The sequence below is a fragment of the Salinibacterium sp. PAMC 21357 genome (assembly GCF_000247645.1).
In the GTDB taxonomy this organism is placed as follows: Bacteria; Actinomycetota; Actinomycetes; order Actinomycetales; family Microbacteriaceae; genus Rhodoglobus.
Genome location: NZ_AHWA01000002.1, coordinates 368,464 through 390,852 on the forward strand (window position 1 = coordinate 368,464; position 22,389 = coordinate 390,852).

A 22,389-nucleotide genomic window follows, 5' to 3' on the forward strand; every position below is an offset into this window, starting at 1 on the left:
ACTAGCTTAGGCGGTGCGAGTGCCTCAGCGACGGCGCTTCGGGCGGATGCTCAGTAGCGCTGCGCGCACTCCGGCACTAAGGCCGGCAATCTTGATCAATGGTCCACCGACCGTCGCTGCGGCAAGCGCGACTAAGGCCGAGACGTTGCCTGTTGTTTCTTCAACATTGCGCGTGATCGCATCGACCCGCGCCAGTTGGCGGTTGGTCTCAGAGATGGTGACCGTTGCCTCCGTGAGCATGGGGTCAAGATTGTCGCTCACGCCACGGATAGCCGTACTAGTTTCGTCAAACACTCGCCCCAGCTTGAGCAAGGGGATTGCCAGCAATCCGACGAGAACTGCGAATACTCCTGCGGCAATGAGCCCTGCGATATCTCCGCCAGTCATGGCAACTCCGATCAGTCTCAAAAAAGGGATGGTTACACGTTATTCGACAAACAGACGTGCTGCCTCCGAACGCGAAAAAGGGCCGAGGCATAAGCCCCGGCCCTCTCAACGTAAGTTAGCGTGCTGCGTAGTACTCAACAACGAGCTGAACTTCACAGGTCACGGGGACCTCGGCGCGCTTCGGACGACGTACGAGACGTGCCTGCAGCTTGTCGATTTCAACTTCGAGGTAACCAGGAGTCTTAGGAAGAACATCCACGTGTCCACCAGCGGCGGCGACCTGGAAGATTTCCATGCCCTCGCTGCGAGCCTTGACGTGCATGAGCTGTCCCGGCTTGACGCGGAACGACGGACGGTCGACGAGCTGGCCATCAACCAAGATGTGGCGGTGGACAATCATCTGACGAGCCTGAGCGGTCGTGCGAGCGATTGCCGAACGAACGAGCAGAGCGTCGAGACGCATTTCGAGCTGCTCAACCAAGTTCTCACCGGTCAGACCGGCGGTCTTGCGAGCCTCTTCGAACTGAATCTTCAGCTGAGCTTCACGGATTCCGTACTGGGCCCGTAGACGCTGCTTCTCGCGAAGACGAACAGCATAGTCACTGTCCTGCTTGCGCTTGGTGCGGCCGTGCTCACCCGGAGCATAGGGACGCTTTTCGAGGTACTTTGCCGCCTTCGGCGTAAGGGCAATGCCCAGAGCGCGCGACAGGCGTGTCTTGCTGCGGGTACGTGACTTAGTAGACACAAGATCCTTTTCGATTGATTCAAGTAAGAACACTCCGGTGATTACTCGCACGCGAACGCGCGTACACAACACACCAGAAGAAAGTAGAGGGATGGCCCAATGGAGACTGGTCGGCTACAGACCTTGCTCCGCGATACCCGGTTTCATTGCAGCCGCGCGCAGAAACCGTATCGATGGGACGCATAACTCTAACACGCAGAACCTTGTCGCCGCACGAACCGCCACACCTAATCAACTCTCGCCAGTAACGCCATTAGTCTCCGTGGATAATTTCGCGCAGTTTGGCTAAACGCGCGGACACCTCACGCTCGTTTCCGTTGTTAGTTGGGGTGTAGTACTCGGTGCCTTTCAGCACGTCGGGTAGGTACTGCTGCTCAACGACACCAAACTCCGAATCGTGCGAGTAACGGTAGCCCTTGCCGTGACCAAGACGCTTTGCTCCGGGGTAATGTGCATCACGAAGGGGTTTCGGCACTCGGCCGATCTTGCCTGCACGTACATCCGCAATCGCCGCGTCCAATGCCACATAGGCCGCATTCGACTTCGGTGCCGTTGCCAGATAGACCACGGCCTCTGCCAACGGGATACGCCCTTCAGGCATTCCGATCATTTGCACTGCATCCGCTGCCGCCACGGCAATGACGAGAGCTTGTGGATCGGCCACGCCGACGTCCTCCGCCGCACTAATAATGATTCGCCGCGCTATGAATCGCGGATCTTCGCCAGCCTCGATCATCCTCGCAAGATAGTGAATCGCGGCGTCGACGTCAGAGCCCCGAACAGATTTGATAAACGCGCTGATGACGTCGTAGTGCTCATCGCCTTGCCGGTCGTATCTCAAAAGCGCTCGATCGACCGCATTCGCAACGTGTTCGGCAGTGACCACGGCTGGCGATGGTGCATCGTCATCGTTTGAGGCAGAAACCGCCGATGCTTCGAGAGCTGTCAACGCACGCCGCGCGTCACCTGATGACAACCGAACGAGTAGTGATCGCGCTTCTGGCTCGAGTACGACAGCGCCCTTCAACCCACGCGGGTCAGTGACCGCGCGGTCGACCAACTCCCCCAGATCATCGTCGTCGAGTTGATTGAGCGTCAAGAGAAGTGAGCGGGAAAGTAGCGGAGAGATTACCGAGAACGAGGGGTTTTCGGTCGTGGCCGCGATCAAGATGATCCAGCCGTTTTCGACACCAGGTAACAGCGCATCCTGTTGGGCCTTGCTAAACCGGTGGATTTCGTCAAGAAAGAGCACCGTCGAAACCCCGTAGAGATCCCGCGCGGTGAGCGCCTCCTCAATGGTTTGACGTACGTCTCTTACGCCGGCGGTCACCGCAGAGAGCTCAACAAACTTTCTTTGCGAACCGCGCGCGATCGCCTTGGCTATCGTCGTCTTACCGGTTCCGGGAGGGCCCCACAAAATAATGGATGCCGAACCGTGGCTGCCGCCGGCGTCCGAGGCGAGGGTCATCAACGGCGACCCGCGCTGCAGCAAATGCTTTTGCCCGACAATCTCGTCGAGTTCCAGCGGACGCATGCGCACTGCCAGTGGCGTAGCCCCGCTATGAAGAGGTGCGGAAGCGTCCATAAGTCAATCGTAATCGCCCGAAGTGTTCGAAAGCGCACGGCGGTCGTTGAGCGCTCCAACGCCGTGGCGTTTGGTCGAGATTCGCACGAGACCGTAAGGTTCAGTGTGGCGTTCCTACGACAGCGGCGAAATTCGCAATTCTTCAAGGAGTAATGGTGGCATCCAGCAAGAAGCATTCACGTGAGCAACGAGACGCTCGGGAACGCCTGCGCCACTACTCTGCTCGCAACACGGTTCACGAGAACACGCTCGTGCGACGTAGGCGCGACAACATTCTTGCGGTCAGCGTCGGCATCGTCATCATCGCGCTGGTTGCGACGGCTCAAGTCTTTTACTTCTCCGCTGGTCCGGGAACACCGGAACCAGCACCATCGTTTACGCCGGATCCCTCAGCATCCGCTCCGGCCCAGGAGAACATCGGTGATGTGCCGGATGCCTCGACCTCTGAGAACCGCAGCTGGACTGGCGAGCTGACGCTCAACGACGTCGCTCTGGGAATTGAACTCGATGGCGCCGCTGCCCCTCAAGCCGTCGCGTCGATTGTCGACTCCATTGCGTCTGACTACTACAGCGGAACGACTTGCCACCGCGTCGTCAAAACCGACAACGCTGGCCTGATCCAATGTGGCTCGCTCGACGGCACAGGCGCCAGCGACCCCGACTACGCCTACGGGCCCGTAGAGAACGCCGGCACCGGTGGGTTCTACCCCGCGGGAACTATCGCGATGGCTCGCACCGGCAACAACGCCTTTTCTAACGGACGACAGTTTTTCATCGTGTTTGAGGATGCGATTATTCCTGACGACACCGCCGGCGGCTACAGCATTGTCGGCACGGTCGTTTCTGGTCTCGATGCTTTGGAATCCGAGATCATCTCTGGTGGCGTCGTGGATGATGCCGAAGATGGGGCCCCGGTGATTGCCACAAGCATCACGGGGTTCACGATCCAGTAACAGCGTCAACGACCGTAAGCGTGGTTGTCCTAAGCTTGGGTTCACCCGGGCAGCGGCTTCCGGCATGAGCAGCAAGGTGAAGTAATTGGCTACACAGGATCAAAACGAGTGGGGACGCGTCGACGAGACGGGTACCGTCTTTGTACGCGAAGCAGCAGGCGAACGTGCCGTCGGTCAATACCCCGACGGAACGCCCGAAGAAGCTTTGGCCTACTTCACCCGCAAATTTCACGAGCTAGCAGGCCAGGTGACGCTTCTGGAGCAGCGCGTCAAGAACGGTGCACCAGCAGCCGACGTCGCTAAGGCGATCAGCACGCTCAACGAGTCCATTGCGACCGCTAATGCTGTTGGCGACCTTGCAGCGCTCAGTACGCGCGTCGAAGCCCTTGGCGGTTCAGTTTCCAAACTCACCGAGAAACAGAGCGAAGAAGCGAAGATTGCGCTCGGCGAGGCAGTCGCCATCCGCACGGCGTTGGTCGTTGAGGCTGAAACGCTAGCCGCCGCCGACCCTGCAAAAGCGCAGTGGAAACAGGTCACCGCTCAGGTCGACGATATTTTCGCGCGCTGGAAGGCCCATCAGGCAGACGGCCCTCGACTTCCGAAAGCTGAAGCCAACGAACTGTGGAAGAGATTCCGTGCCGCCAGAAGCACGATCGACACTCACCGTCGTGCATTCTTTGCCGAACTTGACTCTGCCCACAAGCAGGCACGCGCTGAGAAGCAATCCCTAGTCGATGAGGCCGAAGCCCTTATCTCACAAGGTGTCGATGGCATCCCGACGTACCGTCGTCTGCTCGACCGGTGGAAGGCTGCTGGTCGCGCCGGAAAGAAGTTCGACGATGCGTTGTGGGCGAAGTTCAAGCAAGCCGGAGATGCTCTCTACGCTGCAAAATCTGAAATCGATGCTCAAGACAATGTGGAGTTCACCGCGAACTGGGAGCTCAAGAAGGCGCTCCTTGAGGAAGCCGAACCACTGCTCACGGCGACCGACAGGTCTCAGGCAAAGAAGTCGCTCCTCTCGATTCAACAGCGTTGGGACGAGATCGGCAAAGTTCCGCGAGACAAGATCAAAGTTGCCGAAGAACGACTGCGCAAAATTGAAACTGCTGTGCGCAAGCTCGATGAGGATCACTGGAACAAGAGCAACCCGGAACGACAAGAACGCTCCGACGGTTTCTTGGGCCAGCTCAATGAAGCAATCGCGAAGCTTGAAGCCGAACTCGCTAAAGCGCAGGCTACGGGCGATGCGAAGAAGATCGCCGCTGCTCAAGATGCTCTCGACGCCCGTAAAGCATGGCTTGGCGCATTGAAGTAGCGGGTTCTCCACAGGGATGTAGTTTCTCCACCGAACTCCCTTGAGCCGACTATTCGTGCGGGTTCACCTGCACGATAGACGTTATGACCCCACGCTTACCTCCCGTGCTTAGCGCGCTTGATTTACCGCTCGCAGAGCTCCAGTGTGCTGCCCTCGACGGAGAGCTTTACGCGCTCGATCAGTGCTTTTGTTCGATTGATGAATTCGAAACTATTCACTTGCGCGCACGCGCGCTCGGTGTTGTGCTCGATGCTCGCATCATCGCGGAGCAAATGAGCGCAGCGTGGGTGTGGGGCGCGATAGTTACTCCCCCGCGTCGCCACCAACTGTGTGTCGCGATTGGGGCACGCACGCGCCCTCATCCCAGCTTGAATGCTGCCCTCCGCGAGGTGGTCATCTCCCCTGAAGAGGTCGACACCGTCTCGGGAGTCAGCGTGACGTCACGGCTACGCACCGTAATAGATTTGGCGAGATTCAGCGAGGTGTTTGGCGACCGCGAGTCAGCAGCCGTCGCCATACTCCTCAAAGATGGCAATCTCGATTTCGAAACCTGCTCGAGTGCGTTATCCGCGCGACGAAATTTACCGCAGAAACGGATCGCTCTCGAGCGCTTGGCGGCAATCTGCGGCCGTCAGCCCCACGCGACGGCGAGTTAACCGCTGTTGACGCGATACACGTCATACACAGCGTCAACGCGCCGCACAGCGTTAAGTACGCGATCGAGGTGAGTCGTGTCTCCCATTTCAAAAACGAACTTGCTGATGGCGAGACGGTCCGTCGAGGTGTTGACCGTAGCTGACAGGATGTTGACGTGCGTTTCGCTGAGCACCTTCGTAATGTCAGACAGGAGGCCGGCCCGGTCCAATGCTTCGACCTGAATTTGCACGAGGAAGAGACTCTTCGACGTCGGCGCCCACTCAACCTCGATCATGCGTTCGGGCTCATCAAGAAGCGACTGAACATTCTTACAGTCCGCACGGTGCACAGAAACGCCAGCGCCACGAGTAACGAAGCCGACCACTTCATCGCCCGGAACCGGCGTGCAACAGCGGGCCAATTTGACCAAAATATCGGGGGCGCCGCGAACAAGGATTCCGGAGTCCGAGTGCTTATACGGTCGGAGTTTTCCCTGAGCGGGGAAGGTGAGCTCCCCTTCATCTTCATCGCTGCCAGAGCTTAATGACGCCACCAGTTTTTCGATCACCGATTGCGTCGACACATGCCCTTCGCCGACGGCCGCATACAGCGCTGACACGTCTTCATAGCGCATGGTGGCCGCTAGGCCCGCGAATGACTCTTGGCTCATCAGCTTCTGCAGAGGCATGTTCTGCTTGCGCATCGCTCGCGCGATGGCATCCTTGCCCTGCTCGATGGCTTCGTCGCGACGTTCTTTCGTGAACCAGGCGCGGATCTTGTTGCGAGCACGAGTGCTCTTAACAAAATTCAGCCAATCTTGACTCGGAGCAGCGTCCGGGCTCTTCGACGTAAAGACCTCGACCGACTCACCGCTCGTGAGCTCGGTCTCGAGGGGAACTAGACGGCCATTAACCTTGGCGCCCATCGTTCGATGACCGATTTCCGTGTGTACGGCATAAGCAAAATCGACCGGAGTAGCGCCGGCCGGAAGACCGATAACCTTCCCCTGTGGGGTAAACACGTAAACCTCTTTGGCACCGATCTCGAATCTCAATGATTCGAGAAACTCGCCAGGGTCTGATGTCTCCGCCTGCCAATCGGTGATGTGAGCCAACCACGCCATGTCGTTGTCTACCGGGCCGGCTTCTGCAACCTTTCCTGCAGCACGATCCTTGTACTTCCAATGCGCCGCAACACCAAATTCGGCACGATGATGCATCTCATTGGTGCGAATTTGAATTTCAACGGCACGGCCTTGAGGGCCAATAACGGTGGTGTGAAGCGACTGGTAAAGGTTGAACTTAGGAGTCGCGATGTAGTCTTTGAAGCGCCCGGGGATCGGGTTCCAACGGGCGTGGATAGAACCGAGAACCGCATAGCAATCGCGTACTGAATTCACCAGCACCCGAATCCCCACGAGATCATAAATCTCATCAAATTCACGACCACGAACGATCATTTTTTGATAGATCGAGTAATACTGCTTCGGCCTACCGGCGACAGTGCCCTTGATGCGGGAACTCTTGAGATCGTCACTCACCGATGCGATTACTTCTTTGACGAACTCATCCCGCATCGGAGTGCGTTTGGTGACTAGGCTTTCGATCTCCACGTAGATCTTGGGATGCAGCACAGCAAACGATAAGTCTTCAAGCTCTATCTTGATCGCCTGGATACCAAGACGGTGCGCGAGCGGCGCATATATCTCGAGCGTCTCTTGCGCCTTACGAGAAGCGGAGTCACGGGGAACGAACCCCCAGGTGCGGGCGTTGTGTAGACGGTCAGCAAGTTTGATCACCAGAACACGAATGTCTTTCGACATCGCAACGATCATCTTGCGCACAGTTTCCGCCTGTGCGCTGTCGCCGTACTTCACCTTATCTAGCTTGGTGACGCCATCAACGAGCATGGCGATTTCGTCTCCGAACTCGACCCTGAGTTCATCCAGGGAGTACGCGGTGTCTTCGACGGTGTCATGCAACAGGGCAGCGGCGATTGTTTTTTCACCGATGCCCAGCTCTGCAAGAATCTGAGCAACAGCCACGGGGTGGGTGATGTAGGGCTCACCGCTCTTACGCTTCTGACCGTCGTGCGCACGAAAAGCCGCCGCATACGCTCGCTCGATAAGAGCGAGGTTCGCTTTAGGATGATGTGTTTTCACCGTGCGGAGGAGGTTCTCCACCGCTCCCGCAGGCTGAGCTCGTGAAAAGATTCTTGGCAGTAGCGCGCGGAACGATGCACTCGACTGTGGTGATTCACTCATGCGCTACCCCCTAGAACAATTGTAGGGCGGCAGAAGGCACCGTGACGACGTCAGCGCTGCTGGGCCGCGCGGTCACCTGCGAACGTGTCAAAGCCCGTTCGCGCATGCTGTTTACTTGCTGTCCAGCGCGTCGGCACGCGACGCAATCAACCGTTTGGTGCGGTTGCGAATGTCGGGTTCGTTCTGGCGGAACTGTGCGTAGAGCGGGGCTGCAATGAAAATTGTTGAGTACGTACCAACGACGATGCCGATAAAGAGCGCCAGCGCAATGTCACGCAAAGTGCCTGCGCCTAGAACGTACGCACCAATGAACAGAATCGCGGCGACAGGAAGTGCCGCTACGACTCCGGTGTTGATGGAGCGCACGAGAGTCTGATTGACCGCGAGGTTCACCGATTCTGCGAACGTGCGCCGAGATTCAGAACCATCTTCAGAGGTGTTCTCACGAATCTTGTCGAACACTACAACAGTGTCGTACAACGAGAAGCCCAGGATCGTCAAGAAACCGATGACGGCCGATGGGGTGATCTCGAATCCGAAAATTCCATAAACGCCAGCGGTAATCACGATGTCGTGAAGAAGCGCGATCATTGCCGCGATCGACATCTTCCAGGTGCGGAAGTAGATCGCCATCATAATCGCGGCTAGGGCGATGAACACCAACAGGGCTCGAAGCGCTGAACTGGTAATGTCTGCACCCCACGATGGGCCGACGAACGACGCGGCTACTTCGTCGCTCTCGACGGAAAACGCTCCCGCGAGAGCGTCGCCGACTGCAGTCGATTCATCGGGTTCAAGCTGCTCTGTCTGAATTCGCAAGGAATCTGTGCCAACGATAGTGATCTTTGGGTCGGCGTCAGCAACGACACCGGTGACGGTGTCAGTGGCAAGCTTCTGCGCTTCTGCGTTGGTGTCAGGACTCTTGAGCGCCTCGACGGAGTCGATTTGGAACTGCGAGCCACCAGTGAATTCGATACCGAATACGTACCCACCACGAAGAGTGGGACCGAGAATCGAGACAATGATGAGGATTGCCGCGAGCAGGTACCACACCTTGCGACGCCCGATGAAGTTGACCGATAGTTCACCGGTGTAGAGGTCGTTGCCGAACTTCGAGAAGCTAGCCATCAGGATTCCTTTCCATCTGAGCTGGAATCTTTGGCGGTTCCCGCCATCTCAGCAGCTTTTCGTTCAGCAATTGTTTGGCGACGGGCAGCTTCACGGCTAGCCCCGGCGGTGGTCTTTGTTGCGGTCGGAGTACGGAATTGTGCACGACCGCGGTAGACCGCGCCCAACGCTTTCGGATCAAGGCCGCTAATGGGGTGTCCACTCGCGAAGAACTTCGTAGTAGCCAACAGCTGCAGCATCGGGTGCGTGAAGAGCACGACGACAAGCACGTCGATCACTGTGGTCAAACCCAAGGTGAGCGCGAACCCTCGAACGTTGCCAACGGCAAGAACGAAGAGTACAACGGCAGAGAGTAGGTTGACAGCCTTCGCCGCGAAGATCGTGCGCAACGCACGCTTCCAGCCTGCTTCGACGGCTCCGGTCAACGAGCGACCATCGCGCAATTCGTCCCTAATGCGTTCGAAGTACACGATGAACGAGTCGGCCGTGAAACCAATAGCCACGATCAAACCGGCAACACCTGCCAGCGAGAGACGATAACCATGACGCCAGGACAGGTAAGCGATGACCAAATAGGTAAGTACCCCGGCGACTACGAGCGATGCGACGGTTACCAACCCCAGGAGGCGGTACTGGAAGAGCGAATAGATAACGACTAGGAGAAGTCCGATCAACCCAGCGATCAGACCTGAACTAAGTTGAGCTGATCCCAAAGTCGCGGAGATCTTCTGATCGCTCTGCACTTCGAAGCCAATCGGCAATGCGCCGAACTTCAGTTGGTCAGCAAGAACTGTTGCTGTCTCCTGAGTGAAGGAACCGGAGATTTGCGGGTTTCCACCCGTGATAATCCCCTGCGTCGTTGGAGCAGAGATCACTCGACCATCGAGCACGATTGCGAATCTGTTTCGCGGATCGGTCTGGTCGAAGCCGAATAGCCGAGTCGTCATCGCTGCGACGTCTTTCGTTCCCTCGTCGTTGAACGTTGGGAAGACACCCCACTGATTGGTGCTGACGCCCTGCGAACTAGAGATCAGCCCGCTACTGGCGTCGGTAATGGTGCTGCCTTCGACCTCTACCGGACCAAGAATGTACTTGAACGAATCATCTGCCTCACACGTGATGAGCGGCTCGTCTGTGGGGGCCACGCTAAAGCTGTCTAAGGATGCACAGTCAAAATTGCTGTAGTCATCGAAGAGCGCCTCAGTGATCCAATTAAGGTCACTGGCATCGGTCGGAGTCGCAGTGGGAGTCGTCGCTAGTGTTGGTTCGGGAGTCGCTGTCGCGGCATCACCTTCGGGCGTTTCGGCCCCGTCAGCGGGCTCCGGCGTCTCTTCAGCAGTAGCGGCAGAGGCGACCTCGGTGTACAACACGGGACGGAACTCGAGCTTTGCTGACGACTTGATGCGGTTAAGCGTCTCTTCATCCGGTTGACCCGGGATCGACACAACAACGTTGCTCGCGCCCTGGGTCGTCACTTCGGCTTCAGAAACACCGCTGGCATCGATGCGATCTCTAATGATCGACACGGCCTGAGACAGCTGCTCGCCAGTGACCGTCTGTCCACTCTCGAGTTGAGGCGCGAGAACGATTTGCGTTCCGCCCTCGAGGTCAAGAGCCAGCTTCGGTGTCCAAGAGGCCGCTCCGGTAGTGGAGTCTTCTCCGAATATGGAGCCAGCACCGATCAATACGGAGAGCCCCACCGTGAGTGCAGTGAGCCAAACAATGGCGCGCCACGCGTTTTTCACAGGGGTAGTTCTAGCCACCTATTTGACTCAGCTTTCTTAACAGAGCAGTGCAGAAGAGCACGCCGTTGGACAATCGCCCTCGGGAGGGACGACTCTCAACACTAGTGGGTTACTCGGACGCCTTTTTTGCCTCGGTCGGCTCAGTGGCCTTCGTGTCGGTGACCTCACCGAACTCAGGCTGCGTCGCGGGCTCAGAAGAATCGCTCGCAGAGTCGCGCTCGGCAGCTTCACGATTAGCTATTTCCATAGCTTCCTCAACCGAACGAGGAGCGCCTTCGACGGCTTCTTCCTCAACGACGACCTTAGCGAGGGTCTGGCTGTGAACCTTGATGATGACGCCAGAGCTGATCTCGATCTCTGCAGAATTAGAGACAGTGTCGTTCGAGATGAGCGTTCCGAAGAGTCCGAAGTTCGTCATCACTTCGACGCCGGGAACCATCTGATCGCGCAGCTCTGCCATTTGCGCTTTGCGCTTGCGGCTGTTGCGGAACATGAAGAAGATGAGCACGCCAAGAATGGCGAGCATCGCAATAGAAAGAGGATCCATGAGGTACCTTTCGGTGGGTCTGTGGGCCAGGCGCTCAAGCTGAAACGCGTTATGGGCCAGTAAAACTATAGTTCATCGCTGAATAGAGTCGAATTGCGGTCAGCCATTCCGAAGTGTTCCCAGGCAGCGCGAGTGGCGACCCTGCCACGAGGTGTGCGCGTCAAGAGCCCAATTCGCACGAGAAAGGGCTCAACCACTGACTCGACTGTCTCCGCTTCTTCACCGACCGAGACCGCAAGGGTACTGAGACCGACGGGACCGCCGTCAAAACGACTCAGAACCGTGTGCATGACCGCACGATCGAGGCGATCAAGCCCGCGCTCGTCGACGTCATAGAGCTCAAGGGCTGCACGCACCGCGTCTCGAGACGCCGGAACAGCATTGACGAGAGCAAAGTCGCGCACGCGACGTAATAGTCGGTTGGCGATTCGTGGCGTGCCACGACAACGACCTGCAATTTCCGCAAGAGCCTCGCGATTGATGTCGAGATCGAGCAATGCTGCGGCTCGAACGAGCACTTGTTCTAGTTCAGGTTCGTCGTAGAACTCAAGATGTGCCGTAAATCCGAAGCGATCTCTCAAGGGGTTGGGGAGTAAACCAGATCGAGTTGTCGCACCAACGAGCGTGAATGGGGCGATATCGAGAGGGATGGATGTTGCCCCGGCCCCCTTGCCCACCATGATATCGATCCGAAAATCTTCCATCGCAAGGTAGAGCATCTCTTCCGCGGAGCGTGCCATACGGTGAATTTCATCGATGAAGAGCACTTCGCCGGGAAGTAGTGACGACAGCACTGCGGCCAAATCGCCGGCATGCTGAATGGCTGGCCCACTCGACATGCGCAGAGGGCGGTTGCTCTCGTGCGCAACGATCATGGCTAGCGTTGTTTTTCCAAGCCCGGGAGGGCCTGCAAGTAAAATATGGTCCGCTGTGCGGTTCTGCATTGCGGCGGCACGCAGAAGCAACTGAAGCTGGCCTCGAACCTTTTGCTGACCCACAAACTCATCAAGTGACTTAGGCCGCAGCGCACCTTCAAATGCGAGCTCTGCCTCTGACTCGACATCGGGGTTGGCTGCTGCTTCGTCGTTATCGATCATCAGGAACTAGCCTTGCCCGTTTGTGAGCCCACCAGCAACAGCGCGCGCCTCAGGATTGCTTGAGTGTCGCCCTTTTCGTTGTCGGTGGCCTCACGGAATGCGGCCTCAGCGGCGGGGCGGGCGAGCTTTTCTGACCAGCCAAGTCCCTGCAGCGCCATTGACACGTTTTCGGAAACCGGCGTCGAGACGACAGGGTGAGCACCGCGCTCTGAAGCCGTAACAAAAAGCTTGCCGGCCAGATTTAGCACGATGAGCTTCGCAGTCTTCGGACCGATGCCAGAGACCTTACGAAATGCGGAGTCATTTTCTTCGGCGACTGCTCGCGCTATTTCGTCGGGAGCAAGGGCGGCAAGAACCCCCATCGCACTCTTAGGTCCTACCCCGGTCACTCCACGCAACAGAGTGAACGCGTTGAGCTCATCGGAAGTACGAAAGCCAAAGAGCGAGAGATCGTCTTCGCGCACGATGAGAGCGGTGTTGAGCTGGGTCTCTGCACCGACGCGAAGCGAGAGCGCGTGTTCAGCGGTCACACTGACCGAAAGACCCACTCCCCCAACCTCAATAACGACGGAGGTTCCGACCGCGGCGAGAACGGTGCCACGAAGGGAAGAAATCATGACTTCAGCCTACGAGTACCCGCCGACTTCTCCGCTGACCGCCACGCCTCCTGAGCCGGCGTGAGCCTCGAAGAACCGGATGTCGTTTCACGATTCGGGGTGGCGGCAATCGGTGCTGCCGCAAAACCCGCCCCACTTTTCCAGGCGCCGCAAATCGCCAAGGCGCAGGCATCCGCAGCATCAGCGGGCTTAGGTGCTTCAGCGAGCCCCAGTACGCGCGCCACCATAGTGCCAACCTGCTTCTTTTCGGCGCCGCCGTATCCGGTGATCGCAAGCTTCACTTCCGTTGGGGTGTGAAGCGTTACCGTGAGCCCGCGACGTGCAGCAATGTACATCGCAACGCCGCTCGCTTGAGCGGTCCCCATGACAGTGCTGAGGTTGTTCTGGGCGAACACTCTCTCGAGAGCAAGCTGTTGGGGAGCAAACTCAGCGATGACGGCATCGATGCCGTCACCGATAATCCGCAATCGTTCTTCCAGAGCCATATCGGGTGGAGTACGCACTACCCCGACATGCACGAGTGTTGCGCTGCGATTGGGTGCGACATCCACTACTCCGATGCCGCATCGCGTGAGACCGGGATCAATTCCGATGACGCGCAGCGTCACCGACTAGTCCTCGTCGAGTTCGGCCTGCACCTCAGGCGTGATGTCAAAGTTCGAATAGATGTTCTGAACGTCATCTGACTCTTCGAGTGCTTCAATCAATCGCAAAACTTTTCGAGCCGTATCTGCGTCAACTTCGATGGTGAGATTAGGCACGAACTCGGCTTCTGACGCGTCGTAGTCAATTCCCGCAGCTTGGAGCGCATCGCGAGACTCAACCAGGTGAGCGGTATCGGTGATTACTTCGAAACCTTCGCCATGGTCCTTGACCTCTTCTGCACCCGCATCAAGCACAGCGAGGAGGATGTCGTCTTCAGTGACGCCCTCGGTCTTGGTGATCGAGATGACACCCTTGCGTTCAAAGTTGTAGGCCACGCTGCCAGGATCTGCCAGCGAGCCTCCATTGCGGCTCATGATGGTGCGAACATCGGCTGCTGCACGGTTTTTGTTGTCGGTGAGACACTCGACAAGAAGCGCAACGCCATTGGGTCCATAACCCTCGTACATGATGTTGAGGTACTCGATCGCGTCGCCCAGTTGACCGGAGCCTCGCTTGACTGCGCGATCGATGTTGTCGTTGGGTACCGACGTCTTCTTCGCCTTTTGAATAGCGTCGACAAGAGTCGGGTTGCCCGAGAGGTCTGCTCCACCGATTTTGGCGGCGACCTCAATATTCTTGATCAGTTTCGCGAATGACTTCGCGCGGCGAGAATCAGTAATCGCCTTCTTGTGCTTGGTAGTTGCCCATTTGGAATGCCCTGACATGAACACCATTCTACCGGGCAAGTCAGCCCTCGCCTGCGCGAATCCCCGCGTTATTGCTCCACAAGCGCACTTCGAATGCCAAGTGAGCGCAATTGGAGTTGCGCTAGCTTCGCAACTATGGCGGGATCTCCCGCTCTCCACAGCGAGGCCACCTCGGGGGAAATCTCGGCAAGGTCCGCTAATTTGTAAGTCGAGAGCGCACGCAGAGCAAGAAGTTCCGCCCCGCCCGGCATGCTCAGAAGTCGTTTCGCTTCAGTCGCGCGGCGGGCAAATCGAAGCCGGGGAAGCAACCACACCAGCAGGATTAGAAGCACCGGCACGACCGCGATGAAAAGACCAACGGTCGTAGCGGTAGCAAGTATGGCATCTTGCTGACTTTGCCCTGCATTCTCGAGCGTCGCTCCGGCATCACTCGCCCCATCAAAAGGAACGCGGATGCCCGATCCGATGAGAGGAACAGACCCCAGGGTGTCCCCCAGCTCGACCATCGTAGATCGGAATCCGGCTCCCGCCTGCTGCATCTGAACGCCAAGTTGGCGGAAGGCAGCGATCAGCTGATAGACCCAGACGCCAAGCGCGATCCACGCGACGATGAATACCAAGGCGATGATGTCACTGGCCAGTTGGCGTGCCCGGCGCGGAGCATGATCTGCATACAGTTGCATTCCCCCATGATGCAGGAACTACCGGCGGCTACGCACTCGCTCGACGAAATACTCATGAAAACGCGTATCGCCGGTCATCTCAGGATGAAACGAAGTGCCCATCAACGAGCCCTGCTCGACCGCGACGACACGCCCGTCATCCAGAGTCGCCAAAGCCCGCACACTAGGGCCCATGGCTTCCACAACCGGAGCTCTAATGAACACAGCGCTCACGGCGACATCGCCCAACTCCGGAACGAGAAGTTCTGTCTCGAAGGATTCCGTTTGTGAGCCAAAAGCGTTGCGCCTGACCGCGACATCCAAACCACCAAAAGACTGTTGACCTTCGATTGCATCGAGCACAGTGTCGGCGAGCATAATGAGCCCGGCGCACGTTCCGTACACGGGAAGACCCGCGGCAATAGCGGCCTTAATCGGCTCAGCGAGCCCGTAAAGACGCGAAAGCTTGTCGATCACGCTGGATTCGCCACCCGGGATAATAAGGCCCGCAATGTGCTCCAACTGCCCAGGCGTCTTGACCGCGACTGCAGCCTCGCCTAACTGCTGGAGCACATTAAGGTGCTCTCGAAAATCCCCCTGAAGAGCGAGGACCCCGATGGGAAGCTGACCGACCGGTGACCTACCAGCCACGCTCTGAGAGACGGTGCGGCGCAGCGAGGTCGGAGACATTGATGCCCACCATGGCCTCACCAAGCCCACGCGAAGCTGCTGCGATAACGCTGGGGTCATCAAAGAAAGTTGTCGCCTTGACGATTGCCGCCGCGCGTTGTGCTGGGTTGCCAGACTTGAAGATTCCGGACCCGACGAAGACACCATCGGCGCCGAGCTGCATCATGAGCGCAGCGTCGGCGGGAGTCGCAACTCCACCCGCAGTGAACAAGACAACGGGAAGCTTGCCTGTTTCAGCAATCTCACGAACAAGCTCGTAAGGCGCCTGAAGTTCCTTTGCCGCAACGTAGAGTTCGTCAACGCTCTTCGAACGAAGTTCGTTGATCTGACCCTTGATGGTGCGGATGTGCTTGGTCGCTTCAGAAACGTCACCGGTGCCAGCTTCACCCTTCGAGCGAATCATGGCAGCACCCTCAGCGATGCGACGCAGCGCTTCGCCCAGGTTTGTCGCGCCACAAACGAAGGGAACGTCAAAGTTCCACTTGTCGATGTGGTTGACGTAGTCAGCCGGACTCAGCACTTCGGATTCATCGATGTAATCGACCTTGAGAGCCTGAAGAACCTGGGCCTCGACAAAGTGACCAATACGAGCCTTGGCCATCACCGGAATCGACACCGCTTCGATAATGCCGTCGATCAGATCGGGGTCGCTCATTCGGGCTACACCGCCCTGCGAACGAATGTCGGCGGGGACGCGCTCGAGGGCCATGACAGCTACTGCACCGGCATCCTCTGCAATCTTTGCCTGCTCAGCATTGACGACATCCATAATGACGCCGCCCTTGAGCATTTCTGCCAGCCCGCGCTTAACGCGGTTCGTGCCCGATTCGTTCGAAGAAGTTTTCTCGCTCATAGTTACCCAACCTACGTCGCGATGGCTGCAAAGAAAGCAGCCAATTTACACTCAGTGGTTCGTCGGCCACGCCTTCGCGAGCTCGTCCCGTACTTCGCCGAGCAAGCGCGGAATCGCCTTCGTGCCGGCAACAATCGGAAAGAAATTAGAATCCGTCGCCCAACGAGGCACCACATGCTGATGCAAGTGATTCGCAATACCCGCGCCAGCCAACGCGCCCTGATTCATCCCGATATTGAAGCCGTGTGACTTCGACGTTTCGCGAAGCACTCGCATAGCGGTCTGAGTGAGCGACGCAATCTCTGCGGTCTCGTCAACAGTCGCCTCGTCATAGAGGGCAACGTGACGATACGGGCACACTAAAAGGTGACCACTGTTGTACGGGAAAAGATTGAGCAGTACATAGGCATGAGTGCCGCGCGCAACGATCAGCGCCTTTTCATCATCCAGCGTCGGCGCGACACAGAACGGGCAATCATCCTTCTCAGGCTGAGTCTGATCCAAAATGTAAGCAATGCGATGCGGCGTCCAGAGCCGTTGAAAGGCATCCGGCACTGCGGCGAAGTCGTTACTCGACTCCCCCTCCGGCAACTCTGAACCGTCGTAATCGCGCACGAACTAGACCTGCGCTCGAGTTGCGATCGCTTCGGTAATGCGTGCCACAGCATCCGCAATCGGGATGCCGTTCTCTTGAGTTCCATCACGGAAACGGAAGCTCACTGAACCCGCCGCCTGATCCTGCTCACCAGCAATGAGCTGGAACGGAACCTTAGATTTGGTGTGCGTACGGATCTTCTTCTGCATCCGTTCGCTCGACGCATCCAACTCGGCGCGAACGCCGAGGGCCTTGAGCTGATCGATAACGCCGCCCAAGTACTCCTCATACGCTTCAGCAACGGGGATGCCGACAACCTGTACCGGCGAAAGCCAGACGGGGAACGCACCCGCATAGTGCTCAGTGAGCACACCGAAGAAGCGCTCGATGGAACCAAAGAGCGCACGGTGAATCATGACGGGGCGTTGACGTGAACCATCAGCGGCCGTGTACTCGAGATCGAAACGCTCGGGAAGGTTGAAGTCGAGCTGCACGGTAGACATCTGCCACGTCCGGCCGATGGCGTCGCGAGCCTGGACCGAAATCTTGGGGCCGTAGAACGCAGCTCCGCCTGGGTCGGGCACGAGTTCAAGGCCTGACTCTGCCGCAACCTCAGCAAGGGTCTGAGTGGCTTCATCCCAAATGTCGTCGTCGCCGACGTACTTCTCCGGGTCCTTCGTTGACAGTTCAAGATAAAAGTCAGTGAGGCCGTAATCGCGCAGCAGCGACAACACGAAGTTGAGGGTGTTGGTGAGTTCAGCCTTCATCCCCTCCTTCGTCGTGAAGATATGGGCATCATCCATCGTCAAACCACGCACCCGAGTAAGGCCGTGAATAACGCCAGACTTCTCATTGCGGTACACGGTGCCGAACTCGAAAAGACGCATGGGAAGCTCGCGGTATGAGCGGCCACTCGACTTGTAAATCAGGATGTGCATCGGGCAGTTCATGGGCTTGAGATAGTAGTCGGCACCCTGACGAGTTATTTCGCCTTCCTCGTTGCGTGCCTCATCGAGGTGCATCGGCGGGAACATGCCATCTTTGTACCAGCCCAAGTGACCGGAAGTTTCGAACAGCGCCTCTTTAGTGATGTGAGGCGTGTTGACGAAGGAGTAGCCCTCTTGCAAGTGACGAGTGCGGGAATAGTTCTCCATCTCGTGACGGATGATTCCACCCTTGGGGTGGAAGACGGCGAGGCCAGAACCGATTTCGTCGGGGAAGGAGAACAGATCAAGTTCAGCACCGAGCTTGCGGTGGTCGCGCTTGAGAGCTTCTTCTTGACGTGCTTGGTACTCGCGAAGCTCGTCTTTGGTCGGCCACGCCGTGCCGTAGACGCGCTGGAGCTGCTTGTTCTTCTCCGAACCACGCCAGTACGCGGCAGCGGTACGCGTGAGCGACCAACCATTACCGATCATGCGGGTATTCGGCAGGTGGGGTCCGCGGCACAGGTCTTTCCAGTAGACCTCACCGGTCTTGCCATCGACGTTGTCGTAAATGGTGAGTTCGGCACCGCCGACCTCGACCGACTCGTTGTCTGCGTCAGCATCACCATCGGCAACTGCCCCTTTGAGCCCGATGAGTTCAAGCTTGTACGGCTCATCGGCGAGCTCTTCACGGGCTTCAGCCTCGGTGACGACTCGACGCTGAAAGCGCTGCCCCTGGCGGATGATGCGATCCATCGCCTTAGTGATCGCCTTGAGGTCTTCGGGCGTAAACGGCTCTTCGACATCGAAGTCGTAGTAGAAACCATCGGTCACCGGCGGACCGATACCGAGCTTCGCCTCAGGATTGATCGTTTGGATCGCTTGAGCTGCGACGTGAGCCGCCGAATGACGCAGGATGTTGAGGCCGTCGGGCGAATCAATAGTGACCGCCTCGACTTCCTCGCCCTCAGCCACCGTGGCAGCGAGGTCTTTCAGCTCACCGTTGACGCGCATAGCGACGACGTTGCGGTCGGTAAATAGGTCGAATCCAGTCTTACTCACGCAATAACTTTAGCGGCGATCACAAGAACGCCGTGTCACTAACCGCTCTAGGCGCCCAAGATCTGAGTCGCCCATACCGCGAGCGTCGTGCTGGTGAGCGCTGCTGCCCATCCAATCGCGAGTTGAAACATCCCGACAACATCAATCATCAGGGTGCCGCGGGTACTGCGCGCAGTCGGAATTAGCGCAATCGCCAGCAGAGTCATCGTGATGAAAATATTTCCGGTGGAGCCATCTGGAAGAAGTCCGAGCGTGAATCCAAGAATGAATGCGGCGAAAACGAGGGTCGAAATGAAGATCGCACCCGGGCGTCGGACTATCACCGCAATCAGCCACGAACTGATCACTGGCGCAATGACCCATAACCCTTCGAAAGAGGTGAAGAACTCCAGAACCACGATCATCCGATCCCCAAAACCGGTAAAGGCCTCTCGCGTCGCGCCAGCGAACGGGCGCCCCAGAAACAGCGTGTTCAAGACGGAGAGTGAAATAAGTGCGGATGCGGCGGGATAGAGGATGACGAGGGCATTTGCGCGCCGCGCGCCTACCTCGCCGTCGCGACGATGCCGCAAGAACGGCGCCGAAATAGCAGCTGCCGTCACGTAAACCAGAGCGGTGACATCGGTAAGAACGGCGACCATGAAATAGAGCCCAACCCGGAAGCCCGATTCGGTATTGCCCCAGGTAACGAATCGAACGATGTGCGAAAGGCCCAATCCGAAGAGCAGCAGTCCCAGGAATGCGGAGAAGTTTTGAGTCGCGTTGTAAAAGAACAGCGGATTGCCAGCAAGGGCGAGCATCAAAATAACGATGGTTGATCGCGGAAAGCGGCGCTGAACCATGATTTCCACGAGCTTTTGCAAGAAAATGCCTGCGCTTATGGCACCGATGATCGAGAGCGATAGAGCACCCCCGGGCACGAACGCCGCTAGCAGGGTGCTCGCGGGCGGGAAGATTTCTCCGAGCCACTGTCCGTCCGCTCGATCCCAATCGATCTGGGTCGCTCGCGCTACGAGGGTCGCATTCGGGGAGTCGTCAGCGCCAAGTGCAGCGACGACGATGGCAAAAATTATGTAGGGCAGTGAGAATAGTCCGCGCAGCAACCACCGACGTGGCGCACGCCGCGGCCAACTATCGAGCCGGGTCCGAGGCGGACGTGTGGCTATGCGCAGCGCACGTGTGTTCGTCAGTGGCTCACTCATGGTTGGTCTGGGTTGTGAGGCCATGCTCCGTCTTCTCCCAGTAATGCGGCTTCGTGATTAGTTGCCAGAGCGCCTTGTATGAAGCAATCGAGTGCAAAATCCAGTACAGCGGGTTCAGAAGCGCCCAGGGAACGAGGGCGAACGTGCCGCGTTTATACGGTCCCATCATCGACAAATAAACCATGATCGAACTGCCAATGATGAAATTCAGGAAGCACACCCAGAGCAGCCAGACGGGGAAGAACTGCCCGACGAACTCCGACGGCAGTGCAAGCGACAACACGGTTAGCACGTAAAAAGGCAGCACACCTAAGAAAGTTGCTGGAGTACCGGCAATAAGCAGCACAAAACTACAGAATCGCCAAAAACCGATCTCTCGGAACAACGCGACCGGCCGGCGGGCGTGCACCAGGGTGGTCTGCATGTAGCCCTTGATCCAGCGGCTGCGTTGGCGGATGAAGTTCGGAATCGACTTGTTCGCCTCTTCCATCGTGGCTGAGTTCACCACGCCGACCCGGTACCCGAGCGCGCTCGCGCGGATGCCCAGGTCGGCGTCTTCGGTGACGTTGTAGGGGTCCCAGCCTCCGAGGCTTTTCAGCGCTTCGGTGCGGAAATGGTTTGAGGTGCCCCCGAGCGGAATAGGGAGGTCGAGCGAATCGAGACCAGACAGCATGTAGTCGAACCAGTAGCCGTACTCGAGGGAGAACATCCGGGTGAGCACGTTTTCACGAGCATTGAAGTAGTTCAACGCCGCCTGAACGCATACCGTCTTCTCGCCACCGCGCTGGAACGAAATGTATGCCTTCTTAAGCTGGTCTGGTTCCGGCGTGTCTTCCGCATCGAAGATAACTAGGTAATCCCCCGTCGCAAAGAACAATCCGACGTTGCAGGCCCGAGGTTTCGTCTGCGGATGCCCAGCGGGGATAGTAATGACGTGAAAATGATCGGGCGGCGAGCTCGCCTCGAACGCCGACCTCGTTTCGTCGTCGGATTCCTCGATCAATACGAATACTTCGAGGCGGTTAGTTGGCCAATCGATATCGCCAAGGTTTCGGACCAGCTGGGCGACAATGTTCGCTTCCTTGAAAACAGGAACGAGCACAGTGTAGCGAGGAAGCTCGTCGTCATTCAGCGCTTCGACTTCGCTATCGGAGACGCGCTCGACAAGGTCGAACCGCGCTCCCCTCAAGGAGATAAAGAACTTGAACGCTGTGCCGGCGAGGAACACCAGGCTCGTGATCGCTATGAGCGCGATTACGGTCGCTGCCGGCCACAGCACCAGCGCAATAACAAACACGATGAGCAAAACGATCAGGCCAATTTTTTGGCCTCGCGACGCGACGGTACGCGCCGAAAGCACTGGATTCCGATTCCAGAGCTCGTTTGCTGCTTGATCGGCGATCTGAGGCCCGAAAACATCGAGAATTGAGTGCCAGATCTGCGCGGATGTCGCCGCAACAAAAACAACATCTCGGCCGAGCGCGTCAGAAATTCGCTGGCTTCGCTCGTCGTCGGGAACTCGAGCAGTCGCAACAAGTGCGCGACCATCGGGTAGCTCACGAACGGGCATCCAGTTTTCGGCAATATAAAGCTGACCACTCCATTGGCGGGCGAATTCACCGTCAACTTCCGTCATAGCGGCTCGCTCAATGTTCCAGAGCCGTGAGATGACGTCTACCAATGTGACGTCGTCGAGGTGTCCGCGGCTCGCGAGCGTCTGATCGATGTGGACACCGGAGCGAGCTTTCACGCCACGAGCTTCCGCGATTTGGCTCGGCGTCGCGAGTCCTTCGTCTAGCAACAACTGGACAAATGCTTCGCTCTGCTTAGACGGTACTTTCGAAAGCCCCATGTAGACATAGTTGTCTATATCACCGAGCAGTGGTGGCACCACGCGGCTCAGAGTTCGGTTTCCCGCGCCCCAGTCAAGGGGCCACAACAGCCGACTCGCAGCTGGCACATTCTCGGTGTTGTACAGGGCAGGCCATTTCTTGATGTTGGCGAAGAACTGGTGCCCACGGAGCAAACGGTC

The 22,389-nt window shown here is 57.6% G+C and carries 21 protein-coding genes; 3 read left to right on the forward strand and 18 right to left on the reverse strand.

The window, feature by feature from the left end:
* Positions 1-24: 24 nt before the first annotated feature.
* From ON14_RS01800 to ON14_RS01810, 3 genes are all read right to left on the reverse strand, one after another.
* Positions 25-387, reverse strand: coding sequence for a DUF948 domain-containing protein (locus tag ON14_RS01800; RefSeq protein ID WP_010202676.1), 363 nt, complete (start codon positions 385-387; stop codon positions 25-27).
* 115 nt (positions 388-502) lie between these two features.
* The gene (rpsD, locus tag ON14_RS01805; RefSeq protein ID WP_010202678.1) at positions 503-1,132 is read right to left on the reverse strand and encodes a 30S ribosomal protein S4; all 630 of its coding nucleotides are present in this window, start codon (positions 1,130-1,132) and stop codon (positions 503-505) included.
* A gap of 253 nt (positions 1,133-1,385) precedes the next feature.
* Positions 1,386-2,717 carry a replication-associated recombination protein A gene (locus ON14_RS01810; protein WP_010202680.1) on the reverse strand — a complete coding sequence of 444 codons (1,332 nt, stop codon included), beginning with the start codon at positions 2,715-2,717 and terminating at the stop codon, positions 1,386-1,388.
* A gap of 152 nt (positions 2,718-2,869) precedes the next feature.
* Here ON14_RS01810 and ON14_RS01815 point away from each other — a divergent pair, with 152 nt between their 5' ends.
* From ON14_RS01815 to ON14_RS01825, 3 genes are all read left to right on the forward strand, one after another.
* Positions 2,870-3,670 carry a peptidylprolyl isomerase gene (locus ON14_RS01815; RefSeq protein WP_010202682.1) on the forward strand — a complete coding sequence of 267 codons (801 nt, stop codon included), beginning with the start codon at positions 2,870-2,872 and terminating at the stop codon, positions 3,668-3,670.
* 85 nt (positions 3,671-3,755) lie between these two features.
* Positions 3,756-4,985: a DUF349 domain-containing protein gene (locus tag ON14_RS01820; RefSeq protein WP_010202684.1), complete on the forward strand. Its 1,230-nt coding sequence runs from the start codon at positions 3,756-3,758 to the stop codon at positions 4,983-4,985.
* 83 nt (positions 4,986-5,068) lie between these two features.
* Entirely contained in the window at positions 5,069-5,641 is a 573-nt protein-coding gene (locus tag ON14_RS01825; protein WP_010202686.1) for a hypothetical protein, read from the forward strand.
* On the opposite strand, the gene ON14_RS01830 is transcribed toward ON14_RS01825, so the two are convergent.
* The 15 genes from ON14_RS01830 to ON14_RS01900 form a co-directional block, all read right to left on the reverse strand.
* Positions 5,638-7,884 (reverse strand): RelA/SpoT family protein, encoded by a 2,247-nt coding sequence (locus tag ON14_RS01830; RefSeq protein ID WP_026037467.1) that lies wholly within the window; start codon positions 7,882-7,884, stop codon positions 5,638-5,640. The genes ON14_RS01825 and ON14_RS01830 overlap by 4 nt on opposite strands.
* 111 nt (positions 7,885-7,995) lie before the next feature.
* Positions 7,996-9,012: a protein translocase subunit SecF gene (secF, locus tag ON14_RS01835; RefSeq protein ID WP_010202690.1), complete on the reverse strand. Its 1,017-nt coding sequence runs from the start codon at positions 9,010-9,012 to the stop codon at positions 7,996-7,998.
* Positions 9,012-10,757 carry a protein translocase subunit SecD gene (gene secD, locus ON14_RS01840; protein WP_010202692.1) on the reverse strand — a complete coding sequence of 582 codons (1,746 nt, stop codon included), beginning with the start codon at positions 10,755-10,757 and terminating at the stop codon, positions 9,012-9,014. Before secD ends, secF begins: the two co-directional genes overlap by 1 nt.
* 109 nt (positions 10,758-10,866) lie before the next feature.
* Positions 10,867-11,304: a preprotein translocase subunit YajC gene (locus ON14_RS01845; protein WP_010202693.1), complete on the reverse strand. Its 438-nt coding sequence runs from the start codon at positions 11,302-11,304 to the stop codon at positions 10,867-10,869.
* 65 nt (positions 11,305-11,369) lie between these two features.
* Positions 11,370-12,401: a Holliday junction branch migration DNA helicase RuvB gene (gene ruvB / locus ON14_RS01850; RefSeq protein ID WP_010202694.1), complete on the reverse strand. Its 1,032-nt coding sequence runs from the start codon at positions 12,399-12,401 to the stop codon at positions 11,370-11,372.
* A complete protein-coding gene (gene ruvA / locus ON14_RS01855; protein WP_010202697.1) occupies positions 12,401-13,018 on the reverse strand; it encodes a Holliday junction branch migration protein RuvA in 618 nt (205 codons plus the stop codon). Before ruvA ends, ruvB begins: the two co-directional genes overlap by 1 nt.
* On the reverse strand, positions 13,015-13,620 hold the full coding sequence (ruvC, locus tag ON14_RS01860) for a crossover junction endodeoxyribonuclease RuvC (RefSeq protein ID WP_192812259.1): 606 nt from the start codon (positions 13,618-13,620) through the stop codon (positions 13,015-13,017). The genes ruvA and ruvC overlap by 4 nt, the downstream gene beginning before the upstream one ends.
* Positions 13,621-13,629: 9 nt before the next feature.
* Complete coding sequence (locus tag ON14_RS01865) at positions 13,630-14,388, reverse strand: YebC/PmpR family DNA-binding transcriptional regulator (RefSeq protein WP_010202701.1); 759 nt, start codon at positions 14,386-14,388, stop codon at positions 13,630-13,632.
* Positions 14,389-14,438: 50 nt separating this feature from the next.
* Positions 14,439-15,053, reverse strand: a complete 615-nt coding sequence (locus tag ON14_RS01870) for a hypothetical protein (protein ID WP_010202703.1) — start codon at positions 15,051-15,053, stop codon at positions 14,439-14,441.
* Between the two features lie 18 nt (positions 15,054-15,071).
* Positions 15,072-15,722: a pyridoxal 5'-phosphate synthase glutaminase subunit PdxT gene (gene pdxT, locus ON14_RS01875; RefSeq protein ID WP_010202704.1), complete on the reverse strand. Its 651-nt coding sequence runs from the start codon at positions 15,720-15,722 to the stop codon at positions 15,072-15,074.
* Positions 15,673-16,575 (reverse strand): pyridoxal 5'-phosphate synthase lyase subunit PdxS, encoded by a 903-nt coding sequence (gene pdxS / locus ON14_RS01880; protein ID WP_010202705.1) that lies wholly within the window; start codon positions 16,573-16,575, stop codon positions 15,673-15,675. Before pdxS ends, pdxT begins: the two co-directional genes overlap by 50 nt.
* A gap of 51 nt (positions 16,576-16,626) precedes the next feature.
* Positions 16,627-17,190, reverse strand: a complete 564-nt coding sequence (locus ON14_RS01885; RefSeq protein ID WP_010202706.1) for an HIT family protein — start codon at positions 17,188-17,190, stop codon at positions 16,627-16,629.
* A 3-nt stretch (positions 17,191-17,193) separates the two neighbouring features.
* Positions 17,194-19,107, reverse strand: coding sequence for a threonine--tRNA ligase (gene thrS, locus ON14_RS01890; RefSeq protein WP_237719675.1), 1,914 nt, complete (start codon positions 19,105-19,107; stop codon positions 17,194-17,196).
* Positions 19,108-19,202: 95 nt separating this feature from the next.
* Complete coding sequence (locus ON14_RS01895; protein ID WP_010202709.1) at positions 19,203-20,258, reverse strand: hypothetical protein; 1,056 nt, start codon at positions 20,256-20,258, stop codon at positions 19,203-19,205.
* A 91-nt stretch (positions 20,259-20,349) separates the two neighbouring features.
* On the reverse strand, positions 20,350-22,383 hold the full coding sequence (locus ON14_RS01900) for a glycosyltransferase (RefSeq protein ID WP_010202711.1): 2,034 nt from the start codon (positions 22,381-22,383) through the stop codon (positions 20,350-20,352).
* Positions 22,384-22,389: the final 6 nt, after the last annotated feature.

Excerpts from the sequence above, each read along its gene's own strand:
- pdxT (WP_010202704.1), bottom strand. The coding sequence starts at position 15,722 with ATGTCTCCGACCTCGCTGCGCCGCACCGTCTCTCAGAGCGTGGCTGGT.
- ruvA (WP_010202697.1), bottom strand. The coding sequence starts at position 13,018 with ATGATTTCTTCCCTTCGTGGCACCGTTCTCGCCGCGGTCGGAACCTCC.
- secF (WP_010202690.1), bottom strand. The coding sequence starts at position 9,012 with ATGGCTAGCTTCTCGAAGTTCGGCAACGACCTCTACACCGGTGAACTA.
- ON14_RS01825 (WP_010202686.1), top strand. The coding sequence starts at position 5,069 with ATGACCCCACGCTTACCTCCCGTGCTTAGCGCGCTTGATTTACCGCTC.
- ON14_RS01800 (WP_010202676.1), bottom strand. The coding sequence starts at position 387 with ATGACTGGCGGAGATATCGCAGGGCTCATTGCCGCAGGAGTATTCGCA.
- thrS (WP_237719675.1), bottom strand. The coding sequence starts at position 19,107 with ATGCGCGTCAACGGTGAGCTGAAAGACCTCGCTGCCACGGTGGCTGAG.
- ON14_RS01870 (WP_010202703.1), bottom strand. The coding sequence starts at position 15,053 with ATGCAACTGTATGCAGATCATGCTCCGCGCCGGGCACGCCAACTGGCC.
- pdxS (WP_010202705.1), bottom strand. The coding sequence starts at position 16,575 with ATGAGCGAGAAAACTTCTTCGAACGAATCGGGCACGAACCGCGTTAAG.
- ON14_RS01810 (WP_010202680.1), bottom strand. The coding sequence starts at position 2,717 with ATGGACGCTTCCGCACCTCTTCATAGCGGGGCTACGCCACTGGCAGTG.
- ON14_RS01865 (WP_010202701.1), bottom strand. The coding sequence starts at position 14,388 with ATGTCAGGGCATTCCAAATGGGCAACTACCAAGCACAAGAAGGCGATT.
- ON14_RS01845 (WP_010202693.1), bottom strand. The coding sequence starts at position 11,304 with ATGGATCCTCTTTCTATTGCGATGCTCGCCATTCTTGGCGTGCTCATC.
- ruvB (WP_010202694.1), bottom strand. The coding sequence starts at position 12,401 with ATGATCGATAACGACGAAGCAGCAGCCAACCCCGATGTCGAGTCAGAG.
- ON14_RS01830 (WP_026037467.1), bottom strand. The coding sequence starts at position 7,884 with ATGAGTGAATCACCACAGTCGAGTGCATCGTTCCGCGCGCTACTGCCA.
- ON14_RS01815 (WP_010202682.1), top strand. The coding sequence starts at position 2,870 with ATGGTGGCATCCAGCAAGAAGCATTCACGTGAGCAACGAGACGCTCGG.